This window comes from Pseudomonas sp. MM213, assembly GCF_020423045.1.
In the GTDB taxonomy this organism is placed as follows: domain Bacteria; phylum Pseudomonadota; class Gammaproteobacteria; order Pseudomonadales; family Pseudomonadaceae; genus Aquipseudomonas; species Aquipseudomonas migulae.
In genome coordinates this window covers 3,819,371-3,838,277 of sequence record NZ_CP081943.1, presented here as the reverse complement: position 1 = coordinate 3,838,277, position 18,907 = coordinate 3,819,371, and the positions used below count along the sequence as shown (strand labels likewise).

Annotated in this window: 14 protein-coding genes; 5 read left to right on the top strand and 9 right to left on the bottom strand. The window is 59.9% G+C overall.

Annotation, left to right across the window (positions count from 1 at the left end; translation table 11 throughout):
* The first annotated feature begins 36 nt into the window (after positions 1–36).
* Genes K5R88_RS17425 through K5R88_RS17405 form a run of 5 tightly spaced genes read left to right on the top strand, consistent with a single transcriptional unit; the run spans position 37 to position 9,386 of the window.
* The gene (locus K5R88_RS17425; RefSeq protein ID WP_223453257.1) at positions 37–1,749 is read left to right on the top strand and encodes a DUF2138 domain-containing protein; all 1,713 of its coding nucleotides are present in this window, start codon (positions 37–39) and stop codon (positions 1,747–1,749) included.
* On the top strand, positions 1,734–2,384 hold the full coding sequence (locus K5R88_RS17420) for a DUF1175 domain-containing protein (RefSeq protein WP_008035794.1): 651 nt from the start codon (positions 1,734–1,736) through the stop codon (positions 2,382–2,384). The genes K5R88_RS17425 and K5R88_RS17420 overlap by 16 nt, the downstream gene beginning before the upstream one ends.
* Positions 2,381–6,946 (top strand): alpha-2-macroglobulin family protein, encoded by a 4,566-nt coding sequence (locus tag K5R88_RS17415; RefSeq protein WP_226298114.1) that lies wholly within the window; start codon positions 2,381–2,383, stop codon positions 6,944–6,946. The genes K5R88_RS17420 and K5R88_RS17415 overlap by 4 nt, the downstream gene beginning before the upstream one ends.
* Position 6,947: 1 nt before the next feature.
* A complete protein-coding gene (locus K5R88_RS17410) occupies positions 6,948–8,567 on the top strand; it encodes a DUF2300 domain-containing protein (RefSeq protein WP_226298113.1) in 1,620 nt (539 codons plus the stop codon).
* Between the two features lie 3 nt (positions 8,568–8,570).
* The gene (locus K5R88_RS17405) at positions 8,571–9,386 is read left to right on the top strand and encodes a YfaP family protein (protein WP_226298112.1); all 816 of its coding nucleotides are present in this window, start codon (positions 8,571–8,573) and stop codon (positions 9,384–9,386) included.
* Between the two features lie 33 nt (positions 9,387–9,419).
* Here K5R88_RS17405 and K5R88_RS17400 read toward each other — a convergent pair whose 3' ends face one another.
* From K5R88_RS17400 to eat, 9 genes are all read right to left on the bottom strand, one after another.
* A complete protein-coding gene (locus K5R88_RS17400; RefSeq protein WP_226298111.1) occupies positions 9,420–10,481 on the bottom strand; it encodes a PDDEXK nuclease domain-containing protein in 1,062 nt (353 codons plus the stop codon).
* 618 nt (positions 10,482–11,099) lie between these two features.
* On the bottom strand, positions 11,100–11,705 hold the full coding sequence (locus tag K5R88_RS17395; protein ID WP_226298110.1) for a S24 family peptidase: 606 nt from the start codon (positions 11,703–11,705) through the stop codon (positions 11,100–11,102).
* A gap of 369 nt (positions 11,706–12,074) precedes the next feature.
* The gene (gene ppa / locus K5R88_RS17390; RefSeq protein WP_007990564.1) at positions 12,075–12,602 is read right to left on the bottom strand and encodes an inorganic diphosphatase; all 528 of its coding nucleotides are present in this window, start codon (positions 12,600–12,602) and stop codon (positions 12,075–12,077) included.
* A 113-nt stretch (positions 12,603–12,715) separates the two neighbouring features.
* Positions 12,716–13,528, bottom strand: a complete 813-nt coding sequence (locus tag K5R88_RS17385; RefSeq protein ID WP_223453268.1) for a zinc-dependent peptidase — start codon at positions 13,526–13,528, stop codon at positions 12,716–12,718.
* A 3-nt stretch (positions 13,529–13,531) separates the two neighbouring features.
* Positions 13,532–14,188, bottom strand: a complete 657-nt coding sequence (locus tag K5R88_RS17380) for a DedA family protein (RefSeq protein ID WP_008042985.1) — start codon at positions 14,186–14,188, stop codon at positions 13,532–13,534.
* A 305-nt stretch (positions 14,189–14,493) separates the two neighbouring features.
* On the bottom strand, positions 14,494–14,955 hold the full coding sequence (locus tag K5R88_RS17375; protein WP_008042983.1) for a GNAT family N-acetyltransferase: 462 nt from the start codon (positions 14,953–14,955) through the stop codon (positions 14,494–14,496).
* A gap of 120 nt (positions 14,956–15,075) precedes the next feature.
* Positions 15,076–15,900, bottom strand: a complete 825-nt coding sequence (gene eutC, locus K5R88_RS17370; RefSeq protein ID WP_177318901.1) for an ethanolamine ammonia-lyase subunit EutC — start codon at positions 15,898–15,900, stop codon at positions 15,076–15,078.
* Between the two features lie 8 nt (positions 15,901–15,908).
* Complete coding sequence (locus K5R88_RS17365) at positions 15,909–17,303, bottom strand: ethanolamine ammonia-lyase subunit EutB (RefSeq protein WP_226298109.1); 1,395 nt, start codon at positions 17,301–17,303, stop codon at positions 15,909–15,911.
* Between the two features lie 198 nt (positions 17,304–17,501).
* Positions 17,502–18,872 (bottom strand): ethanolamine permease, encoded by a 1,371-nt coding sequence (eat, locus tag K5R88_RS17360; RefSeq protein WP_008035770.1) that lies wholly within the window; start codon positions 18,870–18,872, stop codon positions 17,502–17,504.
* Positions 18,873–18,907 lie beyond the last annotated feature (35 nt).

Below are 18,907 nucleotides of genomic sequence, written 5' to 3'. Positions count from 1 at the left end.
GCATCCCGCACCACGGATGAACTGGGCGTTGTGAACATGAGCGATAACACTGTTACCCCGGCTGCTGACGCACCTGCTGCCAAACCTTCCCGGCGCTGGCCGTTGCTGTTGGGCGGGCTGATCCTGGTGGCTGGCGTGGCGGCCGGACTTGGCTGGTTCATGCACAAACCCAAGGCGCCGGCGGCGCAATTGGCCAGTGACAAACTGGGCATGAGCCGCCCGGACGGTCTGCTTGAAACCCGCTCCTTGAGCCAATTGCCCAAGGACTTGCTGGCGGTGCCGTTCCTCAAGGAAACCCTGACCGAAGATTTCGTCTTCTATTACGAAGCCCATGCCGATCGCCTCGGCTTGATCGGCAGTCTGCGGCGGATCATCTACGAACATGACCTGAAGCTGCAGGACAGCCTGATCGAGCAGCTTTTCGATCAACCGGCGGATGTCGCGTTGTGGCGCGGGGCGGATGGTCGCCTGAAAGACTTTTTGTTGGTGATGGATCGCGGTGGTCTGGCCAAGGTGCTGGAGCCGCTGGCCAAAGTGGCGATGGATGATTCGCAGCTGACGCAACTCGGTGACATCAAGGTCGCCGGCGATACGGTGCCGCTGTATCAGCTCACCTACAACAACAGCAAGGCGCTGCTGTTTGCCTCTCATGGCGACAAGCTGGTGGTGCTGTCCAATCCTTCGAAACTGTACGACAACAGTAATGGCCCGATCGATGAGCCTGGGATGGTTTCGACTCAATCGCTGGAAGCGTTGCTCGGCGGTCAGAAACTCTTCCCCGAAGCCTTCGGCCTGCCGCTGCGCGCGCCGGAAGTGAAACAACGCCTGTCGGTCAATTCCAGCGTACTGGCCATGGGTTACCAGCGGTTCATCCCGAACTTCGCCGGCCTGCGTTTCGACATGGACGACAAGGGCTGGCACAGCTTCCTCGCCATGGACGAACTGGAAAACCAGCCGGACTTCGATTTCAAACCGATCTGGCAAGCCATGCCGATGGGCGCCAGTGCTTGCGTGGCCTTGCCGCTCGCCGCCGAACAACAGAAGCCGTTGCTGGTGAAACTCGGTGCCGAAGAAACCGTGGCCCAGGCACTGACCGAACACATGGCCGGTGCCGCCGGCCTGTGCTGGTACGCCGATTCGCGGCTGTACACGCCGCTGCTGGTGGCCAGTCTGAATGACGACGACAGCGCCAAACTCGACGGTGACCTGGGCAATTTGTTCAGCTCGATGGTCGGCGCCTACGAAGGCAACGTCGAAGAACACGCGTTCCCGGTGGTCGAGAAGCAGGAAGGTGAAAACCACCAGTGGCAGCGTCAGGTCAGTTCCAATTTCGGTCCTTACAAAGCCAAGGACGCCGAGAACCCGGACGCAATCACCGGCAAGGCGTTCATGCGCGTGAGCCTGGCGCGCCACGGTTCGACGCTGCTGTTCTCCCTCGACGACAAGCTCGTGGACAAAGCCCTCGGCACCCTCGACAAACGCTTCCCGCCGATGGCCGACGTGGTGCCGAAAGACTTGCTGATGCCGGTCTACTTCGGCCCGGATTCCATGGCGCAGCTGATGCAACAGGAAACCCTCGACAGCCTGCCGCAGGACATGGAACCGGTGTTCTACAACGCCGCGCAAACCTACCTGATCCCGAAACTGCGCAAGCTCGGCGGCTACGGCAAATACGCGCTGACGTTGCCGGAAGGCAGCGAGCCCGACGGCCATTGGCAATGGCTGCCGTTGGAATGGAAAGCGCTGTGACCGCACTTATCCGAGGCCTCGGCCTGCTGGCGATGTTGCTGGGCAGTCGGGTATTTGCCAGTGACGCCGCGCCGCTCGACGTGCAGCAATCCCAGGTGTTCCGCGCCTGGTTCGTGCGCATCGCCCAAGAGCAACTGACCCAGGGCCCGAGCCCGCGCTGGTATCAGCAGGACTGCGCGGGGCTGGTGCGTTTTGCCGCCAACGAAGCGCTGAAAGTCCATGACGACAAATGGCTGCGCAGCAATGGCCTGTCCAACCGCTACCTGCCGCCGGAGCTGCAATTGAGCGAGGCGCAACGCGGCCTCGCCCAGCAATGGCAGCAGGGCGGCGGCAAGGTCGGGCCGTACGTCAACGCGATCAAACTGATTCAGTTCAACAGCCATCTGGTTGGCCGCGACCTGGCGCAAGCCCGGCCCGGCGACCTGATGTTTTTCGATCAGGGCGACGACCAGCACCTGATGATCTGGATGGGCCGCTACATCGCCTATCACACCGGCACCACCACCCCCACTGACAACGGCATGCGTTCCGCGAGCCTGCAGCAACTCATGACATGGAAGGACACCCGATGGATACCCGACGCAGCCAACCCCAACTTCATCGGCGTCTATCGACTGAACTTTCTCTCCCAATGACCGGTGCCCGCATGCTGCGTTTTCTGTCTCTACTGTTGGTATTGGTCCTGCCTTTTTCGGCAGTGAATGCCGAAGATACCGTCGAACCGAGCGGCTACACGCCGGTGGCCGGTGAAAGCTTTTTCCTGCTGGCGGACAGCAGTTTCGCCAGCGACGAACAGGCGATGGTGCGCCTCGAAGCGCCGGGCCGCGACTATCGTCGTTTCCGCATGGAGCCTTACGGCGGCGCGGACATTCGTGTGTACCGCATCGACAAACCGCTGGATTTCCTCAAGCGCCAGAAGAACCTGCACCGCGTGGTCAGCGACGGTCAGTTCAAGGGTGAAGGCCTGTCGAACACCCTCGCGTACCTGTGGGACAACTGGTACCGCAAATCCCGTCGCGTGATGCAGCGGGCGTTTTCCTACGAGTCGCGTAAACAAGTCACCGAGGAAGTGCCTGAGCTGAAGATGGGCACTGCGATTGCCGCGCCAACGCCTTACGACGCGCAGCCGCAATTCGCACTGATCCCAGGCCTGCCGGTGGTCAGTCAGTTCCGTTATCCACTGTGGCAAGCCAAACCGATCCAGCCGCCTGAGGGCGTGAACCTCGCCGGTTCGTCCAGCGAGTTCGTCACTGTCGCGCCGGGCAATGTGTACGTCCCGTTGGGCAACCTGAAGCCGGGCCTGTACCTGGTGGAAGCGCTGATCGGCAAGTACCGCGCGACCACCATGGTCTTCGTTTCCAACACCGTGGCCGTGAGCAAGATTGCCGGTGATGAACTGCTGGTCTGGGCGGCACGCAAACACGAAGGCAGTTCGGTGCCGAAGGTTAATGTGTTGTGGACCGATGGCCTTGGCGTGATGAGCAGCGGCGCCACCGATGCCGATGGTTTGCTGCGCCTGAAGCACGTCAGCCCGGAGCGTTCGTTCGTGATCGGCGAGGACGAAGAGGGCGGGGTATTTGTCTCCGAGAACTTCTATTACGACAGCGAAATCTACGACACCAAACTCTATGCGTTTACGGACCGGCCGCTGTATCGGCCGGGGGATTGGGTTTCGCTGAAAATCGTCGGTCGCGAGTTCAAGAACGCCCGTGACTCGGTGTTGCCGACGGCGGCGGATGTGAATGTCACGGTGCTCGATGCCACCGGCACCGCGCTGCAAACGCTGGCGTTGAAACTCGATTCCAAGGCCGGCACTCAAGGTCGTTTCCAGCTGCCGGACAACGCGGTCGCGGGCGGTTATGAACTGCGTTTCAGCTACAAGGATCAGGCCTACAGCAGCGCCTTCCGCGTGGCTGAATACATCAAGCCGCACTTCGAGATTTCGCTGAACCTGGCCAAGCAGGATTACCGCACCGGCGAACCGGTGAAAGGCAGCTTGGTGCTGTTGTACCCGGACGGCAAACCCGTCGCGAATGCCAAGTTGAGCCTGAGCCTGCGTGCCCAGCAACTGTCGATGGTCGATAACGAGCTGCAATACCTCGGGCAGTTCCCGGTGGAACTGACCAGCACCGAACTGACCACCGACTCTAAAGGCAATGCGACTCTCGACCTGCCCGCCGCCGAGAAACCGAGCCGTTACATGCTCACCGTTTTCGCCAGCGATGGCGCGGCGTATCGGGTCAAGACCACCAAGGAAATCCTCATCGACCGTGGCGCCGCGAGTTTCCGCTTGAACGCGCCGCAGCGCTTCAGTGCGGTGGGCGACAAGGTTGCGTTCAGCTACCTGAATGAAGGCGGCAGCGAGCAGAGCAAGGCGGTCACGCCGAGCGGCTACAGCTGGGTGCGTCTGGAAGATCAGACCACGGGCGAAGGCAAACTGGCGGCAAGCGATAAAGGCTTCACATTGGCCTTCGAACGTCCGGGGACTTACAACCTGACGTTGAAGGATGACCATGGTCGCGTGGTCGGTGCCACGGGGCATTCGGTCACTGGCGATGGCGTCAAAGCCGTGCCCGGCACCGTGGAAATCGTCCTCGATAAACCCGAGTACAAGGCGGGCGACGAAGCCCTCGCGCTGATCACTTTTCCCGAGCCTGTCAGCGATGCCTTGCTGTCGCTGGAACGCGACAAGGTCGAGGCCACCGCGCTGATGTCGAAGGGCGGCGACTGGCTGAAAATGGAAAAACTCAGCGACACCCAATACCGCGCGCGCATTCCGGTGAAGGATAATTTCGCGCCGAACCTGACCTTCTCCGTGCTCTACACCAAGGGTGGCCAATACAGCTTCCAGAACGCCGGTATCAAGGTGGTTGCGCCGCAAATCGACGTCGCCATCGTCATCGATAAAGAGGTGTATCAGCCGGGTGATACGGTGTCTGTGGACCTGACAACGCAGTTCGCCGGCAAGCCGATTCCGGCGCACCTGACGGTCAGCGTTGTCGACGAAATGGTCTACGCGCTGCAACCGGAAGTTGCGCCGACCATCGACCAGTTCTTCTACCACCCGCGCCGCAACAACGTGCGCACCAGCGCCAGTCTGTCGTTCATCAGCTATGACGTCGCGTTGCCGGGCAGCCCCGGTGCACCGGGCAAAGCCAATCGCAGCGAACGCGGTGTGAAAGTGCTGGAGCGGCCGCGTCGTGAAGACGTCGACACCGCCGCGTGGCTGCCGGAATTGATCACTGACGCCAACGGCAAAACCCGCTTCACCTTCAAGATGCCGGACTCGCTGACCCGCTGGCGCATCACCGCGCGAGCCATCGCCGATGACGGTCAGGTCGGGCAGAAAAAGCAATTCCTGCGCTCGGAAAAGCCGCTGTACCTGAAGTGGAGCGGCCCGACCAAATTCCGCACTGGCGACAAACCGGATCTCGGCGTGTTCGCCTTCAGCCAGGCGGAAAAACCGGTCAAGGCTGAGCTGGTGATTCATTTCGCCGGCGCCGAACAACGGGTGCCGGTGACGCTGAACAACGGCATCAACTACATCGCGTTGCCGGCATTCGCCTTGGCCACTGGCGAGTGGACCGCCGAGCTGGTGCAGGACGGCAAAACCGCTGACACCCTGGCCGTGCGTCTGACCGCGACCGGCGAAGGTTGGCTCGTTACGCAGAGTCAAAGCCTGGATGTGGCCAGCGGTGATACGCCGCTGACCTTGCCGGCAGATGCGACGGACATTCGCCTGCGTCTGGATGACAGCCCGCAAGCGCTGTTCCGTTCGGCGCTGGATGATTTGCTCAGCTATCCGTACGGCGGCGTCGAGCAGACGGCCAGTCGTTTGTTGCCGTTGAGCATTGCCTACCCGACTTTGTCGTCGAACCCACAGATCCGCGATCGCTTGCGCCTGATCATGCAGAACAGCCGTCTGCGCCTGGTGCAAATGGCCGGGCCGTCGGCGAGTTTCACCTGGTGGGGCATGGACGGTGAGCCGGACGCGTTCCTCACCGCGTACGCCTATTACGCCGACTGGCACGCCAGCAAAGCGCTGGAACTGAGCCTGCCGCCGGAGCATTGGCAGCGGGTGCTGGAGGTGTATTCGAAGCAGGCGAAAAACACGCCGCTGTTGCAGCGTGCGTTGATCCTGTCGTTCGCCAAACAGATGCAATTGCCGGTCAACACGTTGCTCAGTGGTTTGATGGATGACCTAGCGAAAGCGGGCGAGGGCAATGCCGCGACGCTGATGGAGGATGGCGAAGACAGCATTGTCATGAGCGATCCGGATTCGGCGTTGGGCCTGGCGGCGGCGCGTGCGTTGACCGCTTCTTTGGCGAAGCAGTCGAAGGTCAATCTGCCGGATGCTTTCAATCGGCAACTGGCGGATGCGCAACAGCGTCTGGCCGTCAGTTCGCAGCCGTTTGCCGAAGCCTTGAACCTGTCGCTGCAAAGCTTCGATCAGGCTCATGCGCAAGCGTTGTTGCAACGTTTGTTGCCACAGCAATCGACCCTGGAGCGCGCATTGGCGCTGACCTGGTTGCAACGCAGCATCGAGCAGGCCTCGCCCACCATCGCACTGGCACCGGGTGAAGGCTGGAAGAAAAACTACGGTGATACCGGTGAGATGTATTGGACGTGGCAGGGTGCTTCGTCGGTGCCGGCAGTGTTGTCGCTGAGCGGGACGCAAGAGCGTCCGTTGCGTGCTGTGTTGAGTTTCCAGACGAAACAACCGCCGGTTGATCCGATGGCTGTGACCATCACGCGTCGCTTGTCGCGTCTGGTGCCGGGTGACGAAGCCTTCACCTTCAAACTGGAAGCGGTGGGCACCAAACCGTTGTCCAGCGACAGCCTGTATCTGGACGAAGTGATCATCACCAGCAAAGCCGCGAAACCGCTGCGCTACGGCATGATCGAAGTGCCGCTTCCGCCGGGCGCGGATGTCGAGCGCACCACGTGGGGCATCAAGTTGATGGGCAAGGCGGGCACTGAACCGACAGCGTTGGAGAAGGCGCGCTTCGAGCCGGGGCAGATGGCTTACGCGATTCCGGTGGATGCCTTGAGCGGCGAGTTGCGTTTGCGTCACTTGGTGCGCTTCTCGCAGAAAGGCCAGTTCAACCTGCCACCAGTGCGTTTCACTCAGGTTTACGCGCCGCAGCATCAGGCCCAGGAACAGAAACCGGCCCTTGGTCAGGTCACGGTCAACTGACATGACCCGGCGTTGGTTCTGGTGGCTGCTGTGTTTGATCCCTGCGCTGGCGACGGCGCAGGACGAGCCGCTGCGTCTGGGCTTCAAGGGTGAATTGCTGTCGCTGAGCCGGACGCAGGTGATTGCTCGCGAGCCGTTGCCTTCGGATTTGCAAACGCCATTGGGCAGTCTGTGGAAGTTGTTTGTGTACGGCTGGCTGGTGGATACCAGCGCCCGTGAGCCAGCGTATGAGTGTCGCGGGCAGTCGAAAGAAGAAGTCTATTGCTGCACCGCAGGCGGCAAGATCGAGCGTGATCAGGCGCTGGTGAAGTCCTGCGGCTTGTACTTCGAACCTGCGCGGTTGGGCATTGCTGGCGCTGATTGGCGCACGTATTGGCAGGCACGGCAGGCACCGGAGTGGTTGCTGGACTTGCCTTCATTGCAGCCATCCACGCGAGTGTCGGTGGTTGAATTGCTTAAAGTGCTGGCCGTGATGCCCGCGCAGGATCAGGCTCGGCGAGTGTTGCTGGACGTGGTGTTGAATGCCGCCGACGGCAATGTCGTGGGTGAACTCGGAGGCCGGTTGCGGGTGAAAACCTGGAGCTGGTTGGGCGACCAGGATCCATCGTCGCGCCAAGGTGGGTTTGCCGGTTGGCTGGCCGATGGCACACCGATCTGGGCGGGTGGACGCGGGACCAGTCAAATGGTGCTGCGTAATTATGGTGAGGCGTTGGCTTCGGTGCTGCCGGTTGATTGGCCTCTGGATGCGGGGCGCTGCGTCGAAGTCGGCCTGTTTTCTCGTTATCCGATCGGGCGGATTCTGGCGGGGGATCGTGTTGTTTCTTCCGGACCACTGCAGGGCGATTTTCGCGTCGAGTTTTCTAATGGCAACCAACTCGATATCCACAGCGACGGAGAACTGTTTTTGGTGGGCGATAAATTGATCGCCCGTCTGGACCGCGAAGAATATGTCGCTCGCGTCCTGCAACGAGAAGCCAAACCCGAACCTGCTGAAGCCGCCAAAGCGTTGGCCATCGCCATCCGCACCTACCTGCTGCAAAACGCCACCCGCAACGGCGACTGCCTGAGCATCGACGACAGCAGCAGCCGCCAACGCGTCGCCCCGCGCCCGGCCACCGCTGAATCACGCAACATCGCCGCATGGACCAGCGACCTGGTACTCGCCGGCAGCACCGTCACCTATCACTCCGACCAACCCGGCCCGGACAAACTCTCCTGGCAGCACGCCGTCGAACAAGCCAACGCAGGCCAGCGCTACGACGCCATCCTGCTGCACGCCTACCCGCGCGCGAGCCTCAGCCGCTGGGACAACCCCGTCGCCTCCTGCGAAGCATTGCCCGCCGCCCAAGACTGGCTGCAAACCCAACGACGCGGCTGGCGCCAACGCCTCGAAAGCGAAACCGGCTACAACGAAGTCAGCACCTTCGCCGTCTGCCGCCTGGCCTTCGGCCGCCCTTTTGTGGACCGCGAGCGTCAGCGCATTTACGTGCGCGGCGTGCTGTCGCTGCAAGACCGCCTCGACCTGACCCACGAATACCTGCACCTGGCCTTCGAAGCACACCCCAACGGCCAGGATGAAACCTACATCGAAGGGCTCGCCCGCCACCTCTTGCTGGAATAGGCCATGAAACTCCGTTATCCACAGGTCTTCCTGTTCCTTTGTTCTGTTTGCGTATTGCCGACGGTTTTTGCGGCTGAAAGCGCCGTCAAACTCGACACCCCCGTCGGCGGCTGGCGCACGGGCGCGGCCGAGGGCGAAGGCGAAAACTTCCGCCAGACCGTCAACTACCCGGCCTCCTCAGTGAACACGCCAGTGGGCCAGGCCAACACCGCACGCATCACCGGCCAGATCAAAGCCACCCCCAAGTCCACTGAACCGGGCCGGTTGATCGTCAACGGCGTCAGCATGCCGCTGAAGATCGATCCCGCTGGCCGCTTTGACCGACCGTTCTCCTTCCCCAACGGCAGCAACAGCGTTGAAGTGCGCAGCCCCGATGGCCAACAACGCCATCGCACACAGTTCCTCAACGCCAGCGGCGGTGCGACACCGGCGAAATTGCGGGTGTTGCTGGCCTGGGACAGCGACGGCACGGATCTGGACTTGCACCTCATCACGCCCGATGGTGCGCATATCTGGTATGGCGATCGTGTTGCGCCTAATGGCGCGGCGCTGGATGTGGACGTGACGACGGGGTATGGGCCGGAAATCTTCGCCATGCCGGCGCCGATCAAAGGGCAGTATCTCGTTTACGTGAACTATTTTGGGGGCGGGTATCGGAGTGATGAAGACGGGCAGGAGGATGCGGTTCAGCCGCTGACTACGGCGCAGGTGACCGTAATTACGGAAGAGGGGACGCCGAACGAGAAGATGGAGACTTTTCTGGTGCCGATGCGGGCGGTGGGGGAGTTGACGTTGGTTAAGGGGTTTAGTTATCCGTGAGGCTCAAACACCGCATTCGCAGTATTTGTTCCCTCATTGCGCATCGTCCTCGAAGGATGAGCCTTCAGTTGCTAGTACGCGCTCAATTTGTTCAATGCTGGGCAGGCTGGTTTTCAACTCTGCTGGCAAGGACTCCACTAACAGGTACTCGGCCACGCCGATGGGACGGGCGTTATCACGCAGGGCGTATTCGGCCACTACCTTATTCTTGCTCTTGCATAGTAGAAGGCCGATGGTTGGGCCGTCCTGCGGGTGCTTGAGTTGAGCATCCACTGCGGTGAGGTAAAATCCAAGCTGACCCAGATGTTCGGGCTTGAACTTGCCAGCCTTGAGTTCAATGACGACATAGCAACGTAGCTTGAGGTGATAAAACAGCAAGTCGACGAAAAATTCGTCACCACCTACATCCAGCAGCACTTGCTTGCCGACGAAGGCAAAGCCTGCACCCAGTTCCAGCAAGAAGTCGGTGACATGCTTAACCAGAGCGTTTTCGATCTCGCGCTCTTGGGCATCAAGAGTCAGGCCGAGGAAATCGAAACGGTAAGGGTCTTTCAGTGATTCGCGCGCAAGGTCGGATTGCGGTTTGGGCAACTGGCACTCGAAATTACTGACTGCCTTGCCGCTGCGCTCCAGCAGACACGTCTCGATCTGCATCACCAGAATATTGCGCGACCAGTTGTGCTCGATGGCCTGCACGGCATACCAGTAGCGGCTTTCCTGGCTAGACAGTTTTTCCAGCAGCGCTAACTGGTGATACCAAGGCAATTGTGCAAGCACCTCTTGCACAAATTTTTCGTCCGGCCACGCTTCTGCAAAGGCGCGCATGTATTTGAGGTTGCGTGGAGAAAACCCCTTCATATCAGGAAAGGCTGCGCGCAAATCCTGAGCCAGTTGGTCGATCACCTTGGCCCCCCAACCCTGCTGTGCTTGCCGGGACAAAATTTCGTGACCGAGCTGCCAGTAGAGCAGCACCAGTTCGCGGTTCACCGCTAGAGTGGCGCGCTGTTGGGCGTAATGGATTCGGACTTTGAGGTCGGCCAGCCAATCGCCATAACCTTCGGGTGGCGTGCTCAGGCTGACAGGGGTGTCGCTCATGCTTTTGTCCCTGGTAATTTTTTCGGAGCGGCCTTCGCCGCGTGTGCCGCTATGTCGGTTTAGAGGTCAGTAGTGACGGTCGAAGATTAGTCAGCCCATTTGTCAGGCACAAGCAGGTTGGGCTTCCAAGGATCTTTCCTTCAAAAGAAAGCGAAGCTGCTTACTTTTAGGCCGTTATTGCTCAATGAGCGGAAAAAAAGGCTGGCAAAAGCAGAGAGATTAAGAAGTGCGAGTGACTTCCAGCAGGCATTAAAAAGCCGGCTTGTGGCCGGCTTCTCGGGGACTGGCTTGGTTCATTTTTGGTAAACCGCGCCAGCCTTCAAAACGTACACCCGGATCTTGCGTCCGGCTGTGGGACTCGGCGAGAAAATCATCTGCCTTGTCGGTGCGATCGGAGCCGCGGGGCGGGTCGATGCGCAAATGTGGGGCGCAGCATACTGATTTTTTTGGGGAATTCCCAGTGTGGTGTGCGGGGTAGAGCTGTTAGTTGCTTGGGATCGGGTTGCTGATCCGGGTTTTGAGGTGAATGTTCCACCGCCTTCGCGGGCAAGCCCGCTCCCACAGGTTCTACGTAATCCCTGTGGGAGCGGGCTTGCTCGCGAAGGGCGCGGCGCGGTGTTACAGGAACGGAATGGGCGGTCGACGCTTGTTCAGCGTCGACCACCAAAACACCCAACCCAACACCCGGATGTTCTGCTCTTCTATTTGCGCGGCCCTGAAAGTTTCATCCGGGTACTCGGCGCTGTTGTGGCTGCGCATTCGCAATCCATTGCCCGGCATTCGGTGCAGGTACTTGATGCGCAGCATCCCGTCGTGTTCGATCGCATAAATTTCTCCATCGACAATCTGGGTCAGGCCGCGATCGATGGCGATGGTTGAGCCGTCTTCAATTTTCTCGGCCATGCTGTTGCCGATCATGTAGGCGCAGATGGCATCCGCATGGTTGATTTCCAGGGAGTCGAGGTGGCTGCGGGGTAGGCGGATGGGGTGGCTGGTGTCCTCGATCACGTGGGTTTTGCTGGAGCCGGGAGCGATGGGCGCTTCTTTGTAAAAGTGCAATTCGACATCAGTGGGTTCGATGACGGTGTAGATGCCGCGGAGGGCCTGGGCGTCGAAGGTGTTGCCGGTGTCGCTGACCAGACGCAGGTGTTTGGCGTCTTTCGGGCCTTCGAGATATTTGAGCCACTCGCTGTTGACCGAGAGTTTTCTGGCGACGGCTTCCATGCAGTGATCGGGCACACCGCGGGTGTACCAGTTGTGGACGTTTTGCGGCGCCGTGCCGAGGTATTCGGCGAATCCGGTCGTCGTGATGTTCGCTACTTTGAGGAGCGCTTTAAACCGTGGACCGCTAGTGTTTTTTTCTTCATGGGCACGAGTTTACGGGCGTATGGCGAGGCTTTGAATAAACGAACCGTTCAAAATACGAGGGAAATTTAAGACCGGATGTAAGACGTATCGAGTAAAAATTAAACAAGAAAAAACCGATTCGCCGAATGGTTAAACGGCACGTTTAAAAGCTTTTCTGCGCGCACAAAAAACCCCGGATAAACCGGGGTTTTTTCAAGTCGTCAGTGGCGCAAGGCCAGTGGCGTCTCAGCCTTTATAGGCAGCAACCGACTTGGTGATCGCTTCGCGGGCGGCGTCTGCACCGGCCCAGCCTTCGATTTTCACCCATTTGCCTTTTTCGAGATCTTTGTAGTTCGCGAAGAAGTGCTCGATCTGCTGAATCAGCAGGGCTGGCAGGTCGGTGTATTCCTTCACGTCGACGTACAGCTGGGACAGCTTGTCGTGTGGGACTGCGATGACTTTGGCATCGCCGCCGCCGTCGTCGGTCATGTTCAGGATGCCGACCGGACGAGCGCGGATCACGGAGCCTGGAGCAACCGGGTAAGGGGTCACGACCAGCACGTCGAGGGGATCACCGTCGTCAGCCAGGGTGTTCGGGATGTAACCGTAGTTGGCCGGGTAGAACATCGGGGTGGCCATGAAACGGTCAACGAACAGGCAATCGCTGTCTTTGTCGATTTCGTATTTGATCGGCGCGTGGTTGGCCGGAATCTCGATAGCGACGTAGATGTCGTTCGGCAGGTCTTTGCCAGCCGGAATCTTGCTGTAGCTCATTGGGCGGTGCCCCCGTTAGTTGACCAAAAACACTTGGCCGGATTGACCAAAAAGTGGCGGCGATTATAGGCATATTCCGCCGATCACGCTACGGATCAGAGGTCGTGTAGACCTTAGTCGTGTGCCTGATAGACAGGGTTCTCGGCCAGAAGTTGCCGCAGACGCGCCAGTGGATCCTGCCGGTAAAACAGCCTCAACTGCTCATACACCTGTGGATAAGCCTCATGCAGCAAATCCGGGGCGCTGAAGAAGTATTCGCTGGTGACGGCGAAGAACTCGGCGGGATTTTCCGCGGCGTAGGGGTCGATGGCAGTTTCGGCGTCCGGGTTACGCTCCAGTTGCCCGTCGAGGTCGTCGTAGGCCTCTTGCATGACCTTGGCCCAGTCGCTGACGCGCATGTCGGCGTGCAGCGGCGGCAGGCCGTTGGCGTCGCCGTTGAGCATGTCGAGCTTGTGCGCGAGTTCGTGGATCACCAGGTTGTAGCCTTCCCAGCCACCACTGGCCATCACGCCGGGCCAGGCCAGGATGATGGGGCCTTGCTGCCAGGCTTCGCCGCTGTGTTCGCCGTCCCACTCGTGTTCAACGCCACTGGCGTCGCGATGGCGCTGCGGGCTGAGGAAGTCGTCGGGGTAGAGGACGATTTCGTGAAAACCCTGATACCAGTTCAGATCGCCCAGCTTCAGCAACGGTAATTGCGCCTGGGCGGCGAGCAGCAAACGCTGCTCCTGATGGAGTTCGACGCCGGGCAGGGCGGTCAGGTGTTTGTCGTCGAGAAACAGTACGCAGGCTTCGCGCAACCACTGGTCTTCAGCCGCGCTGATGCCGTCGAGAAAGCTCAGGTGATGGCGCACCCGCTGCCACATATCGTCGGCAATCGGGTGCCTGGCCAGGATGCGCCGGCGACGCCAGGCGCTGAGCGACCACATCGTTCAGTGTGGTTCGGCTTTGGACGCGGCGCTGCCGAAGCGGCTGCGAATCACGCCGATGATCATCGGCACCAGTGACAGCAGAATGATGCCCACTACCAGCAGCGAGAGGTTTTTCTTGATGAACGGCACGTTGCCGAAGAAGTAACCGAGGGTCACCAAACCGCCAACCCAGAGGATGGTGCCGAGGACGCTGAAAAAGAAGAAACGCGGGTAAGGCATTTTCGCCACGCCGGCGACGAACGGTGCAAAGGTGCGAATGATCGGCAGGAAGCGCGCCAGGGTCACGGTTTTGCCGCCGTGCTTGTCATAGAAGTCGTGGGTTTGTTGCAGGTAATCGCGGCGGAAAATTTTCGAGTTCGGGTTGCTGAACAGTCGCTCGCCCACCGTTCGTCCGATGATGTAGTTGGTGCTGTCCCCGAGGATCGCCGCCAGCATCAGCAGGCCACCGAGCAATACCGGGTCCATGCCGCCACCGGCCGCCACGGCACCGGCGATGAAAAGAAGGGAATCGCCCGGCAGGAAAGGCATCACCACCAGGCCGGTCTCGCAGAAGATCACCAGAAACAGGATGGCGTAGATCCATGGCCCGTAGTTGTTTACCAGCAAGTCGAGGTAAACATCGAGATGCAGGATAAGGTCGAGCGGGTTGAAATCCATGGGGGCACCTGTGGTGACGGCCCGACTCGGCAGGCCTGTGCGGATGACTTCGCGTAAGGCTACAGACGGGTGTAGTTTTTCTTACAAGCCGGAAAGGTCGGCATTATACGGGCTGAGAAGTGAAAAGCGCGTCGAGTTTGTAGCGAGGAGTGTCGCGCAAGACCGGCGGCGCGGTCTGCTTTTTTTTGTAGGAGCAGCCGGTCGACGCTCGATTGCTCGCGAAAGCGGTCGAGCATCCGGCGGATATGCTGAATGACATACCGCTTTCGCGAGCAAGCTTCGCTCCTACGAGGGCACGGTGCGGATCAAAGCTCGTCGCTGATCGGCAACACGTAGTTTTTGAACTCTGTGTCTTCCTTGAATCCGATGGATTCGTAGGTTTTCTGTGCGATTTTGTTGTCGCTGCTGGTGGAAACGCGCATGCGCACGGCATTGGTTTCCTTGGCCATTTTTTTCGCGGTGCGCATCAGGTTGTCAGCCACTAACTGCCGGCGGGCGTCTTCGGCGACATAAATGTCGTTGAGGATCCACACGCGTTTAAGTGAAAGCGACGAAAAGCTCGGGTACAGCTGACAGAAACCCATCAGCTTCTTGTCGTCGTCATCGGCCAGGGCCAGGTAGATCACCGATTCCTTGCGACGCAGGCGTTTCTCGAGGAACGCCCGGGACGAGTCCGGATACGGCAGGGAACCATAAAACTCGCGATATTTGACGAACAACGGGGTCAGCAGGTCCAGGTGTTCAAGGGTCGCTTGAATAATCCGCATCGATAGGTCTCGTCTTCAAGTGGCTGTCTTCACATGCTCTGACGGCGAACGGTTCTTCACTCGGGCAGCCGTGTTTCGATCCTGCCTGAAATTGAATCAGAAACGCAATGCGGAAACGGTTCAGGCATCCGGCAGGCTCAGTAGGAAATTACCTTTCATGTCTGCACCTGCGTCCGACTCCAGCGTCTGAAGCTGCGCTTCGTCCTTCAGGTTGACCCCCGACAACTGTCGCCGACAGGCTTCGCGCATCAAATACAGCAATCGGTGTGCCGCCATGCCATAACTCAAGCCTTCCAGTCGCACATTGGAGATGCAGTTGCGGTAAGCATCCGTCAGGCCGACCTTTGGATTGTAGGTGAAATATAATCCCAGACTGTCTGGCGAGCTGAGGCCAGGGCGTTCGCCAATCAGAATCACCACCATTTTTGCGCCCAGCAACTCGCCGATTTCGTCGCTTATCGCGACCCGGCCTTGTTCGACCAGAATCACCGGTGAAACCGTCCAGCCATCGACTTCGATCTGCTCTCGCATGCGCGAAAGGAAGGGCACGGTGTGGCGGTGCACAGCCAGTGCCGACAAACCATCGGCCACGACAATCACCAGATCGACGCCGCCGGGATAGGCTGAAGCATGGTTGCGCAGGATTTGCGCGGACTCATCGCTCAATTTCCGCCCCAAGTCAGGGCGCTGCAAATAACTGTCGCGGTTGGTGGCGGCGCTGTGCAGGAGCACACTTTCGTATCCGCATTCAGCCAATTGCGCGCTGAGCCCGGCATGGTCGAAGGGCAGGTGCACCGCGTCCCGAGCCTGGGCGTGGGCGTACTGAAAATCAAGCTGTGCGCTGGTCGGCATGCTGGTGCCGGTGCGGCCCAGGGCAATCCGTGCCGGGGTCAGGCGCCGCAGTTCCAGCAACGGATTTTCTGAATCAACAGGCGGTTTATCCATCTCGACACTCATCCCAGTTGCCCCATCGCCTGGCGGAAGGCTGTCGGCAGGCGCTCGCCGAAATGAATCTTGCCATCGGCCTGAGTGAAAATGCCCATCTTGGCCAGCCACTGTTCGAACTCCGGCGCCGGTTTCAAGCCCAGGGTTTGTCGGGCGTAGAGCGCGTCGTGGAACGAAGTGGTCTGGTAGTTGAGCATGATGTCGTCGGAACCGGGGATGCCCATGATGAAGTTGATCCCGGCCACGCCGAGCAGGGTCAGCAGGGTGTCCATGTCGTCCTGGTCGGCTTCGGCGTGGTTGGTGTAACAGATGTCGCAGCCCATCGGCACGCCCAGCAATTTGCCGCAGAAGTGGTCTTCCAGGCCTGCACGGATGATCTGTTTGCCGTTGTAGAGGTATTCCGGGCCGATAAATCCTACGACGGTGTTCACCAAAAACGGTTTGAAATGTCGGGCAACCGCGTAGGCGCGGGTTTCGCAGGTTTGTTGATCGATGCCGTGGTGGGCGTTGGCCGACAGGGCGCTGCCCTGGCCGGTCTCGAAATACATCAGGTTTTGCCCAAGCGTGCCGCGATTCAGGCTCAAACCGGCGTCGTAACCTTCCTGCAACACGTTCAGGTTGATGCCGAAGCTGGCATTGGCCGCTTCGGTGCCGGCGATCGACTGGAACACCAGGTCCAGCGGAACGCCGCGATTGATCGCTTCGATGGACGTGGTGACGTGGGTCAGCACGCAGGCTTGTGTAGGAATTTCGTAGCGCTGGATGATCGCGTCGAGCATTTCCAGCATCGCGCAAATCGAGGCAATGCTGTCGGTGGCCGGGTTGATGCCGATCATCGCGTCGCCGTTGCCGTACAGCAGGCCGTCGAGAATGCTCGCGGCGATACCGGCCGGTTCGTCGGTGGGGTGGTTGGGTTGCAGGCGGGTGGATAAGCGTCCCCGCAGGCCCATGGTGCCGCGAAAGTGCGTGATCACGCGGATTTTCTGCGCGACCAGCACCAGGTCCTGCACGCGCATGATTTTTGACACGGCCGCGGCCATTTCCGGCGTCAGGCCCGGGGCGAGGGCGCGCAGGCTCTGTTCGTCGGCGGCATCGCTGAGCAGCCAGTCGCGAAACCCGCCAACGGTGAGATGGCTGACCACGGCGAAGGCTTGTTTGTCGTGAGTGTCGATGATCAGTCGGGTGACTTCATCGGCCTCGTAAGGAATCAGCACTTCCTGCAGGAAGTGAGTCAACGGGATATCAGCCAGGGCCATTTGCGCGGCGACGCGCTCGCCATCGTTAAGGGCGGCGACGCCGGCCAGGAAATCCCCGGAACGCGCCGGGCTGGCCTTGGCCATGACCTCTTTGAGGCTGGCAAAGCGGTAGGTCTGGGCGCCGATGGAATGGGCAAATGTGGCCACGGTGTCCTCCTGATGTGTAGAAGTCTTGATTACCCTGACATTCCCTTGTGGGAGCCAGCCTGCTGGCGATTGCAGTGTGTCATTCAAAATCTATGCTGACTGTCAGACCGCAATCGCCAGCAGGCTGGCTCCCACAGGGGGAGCGGTGTGCACTTCAATAATGCAGGCGCCGGGCATACGGCCCGGCGCCGGTGCAACTCAGGCGCCTTCGAGCATCGCATCCGCCGGCGCATCGAAGCGCTGCTTGGCGGTCAGTTGGAAATACAAATACCCGGCCGCCATGAAACCGAGGAACACACAGCCGATCAGCGGGTTGAACCACGCCATCGCCACCAGGCACACCACGGCCAGAAACAGCGCAATCCCCGGCACGATCGGGTAACCCGGCGCGCGGAAGCTGCGTTCCAGGTTCGGCTCGGTCTTACGCAGCTTGAACAGGCTCAGCATACTGATGATGTACATCACGATGGCACCGAATACCGACATGGTGATCATCGCTGCCGTCAGCGTCATGCCTTGCAGGTTGACCAGGCCGTCGCTGTAGATTGCCGCGATGCCGATCACGCCGCCGGCCAGAATGGCTCGGTGCGGGGTCTGGAAACGTGACAGTTTGGCCAGCGAACGTGGCAGGTAGCCGGCCCGGGCCAGGGCGAAGAACTGACGCGAGTAACCGAGAATGATCCCGTGGAAACTCGCCACCAGCCCGAACAGGCCGATCCAGACCAGCATGTGCATCCAGGTCGAATTGTTGCCGACCACGGCTTTCATCGCCTGAGGCAGCGGGTCGTTGATGTTCGACAATTGACGCCAGTCGCCCACGCCGCCGGCCATCACCATCACGCCGATCGCGAGGAACACCAACGTCAGAATGCCGCTGACGTACGCCTTGGGAATCGTGCGTTTCGGGTCCTTGGCTTCTTCAGCCGCCATCGCCGCACCTTCAATCGCGAGGAAAAACCAGATCGCGAACGGGATCGCCGCAAAGATGCCGGGGATTGAGGCAATGGTGAACTCGTTCGAACCCGACCAGCCGTTGAGCACGAAATTGCTGAAACTGAAGCCCGGCGCGACCACGCCCATGAACACCAGCAACTCGGCGACGGCCAGCACGGTCACCACCAGTTCAAACGTGGCGGCGATGCTGACGCCGAGGATGTTGAGCGTCATGAACACGAAATAGGCGCCAACGGCGGCAATCTTGGGGTCAAGTTCCGGGTATTGAACGTTCAGATAAGCGCCAATGGCCATGGCAATGGCCGGCGGCGCAAAGACGAATTCAATCAGCGTGGCAATGCCGGCAATCAAGCCGCCTTTCTCGCCGAAGGCCCGTCGGCTGTAGGCAAAGGGCCCGCCAGCGTGGGGAATGGCGGTAGTCAGTTCGGTGAAACTGAAGATGAAACAGGTGTACATCGTCGCCACCATCAGGGCGGTGACGAGGAAACCCAGAGTGCCTGCGGTGCCCCAGCCGTAACTCCAGCCGAAGTACTCGCCGGAAATCACTAGGCCGACGGCAATGCCCCATAAGTGCAGGGTGCCGAGTGTGGGTTTGAGCTGTGTGGAAGAAGTCATAAGTCCTCGCTGTCTTTTTTATTGTTTGATCTGTT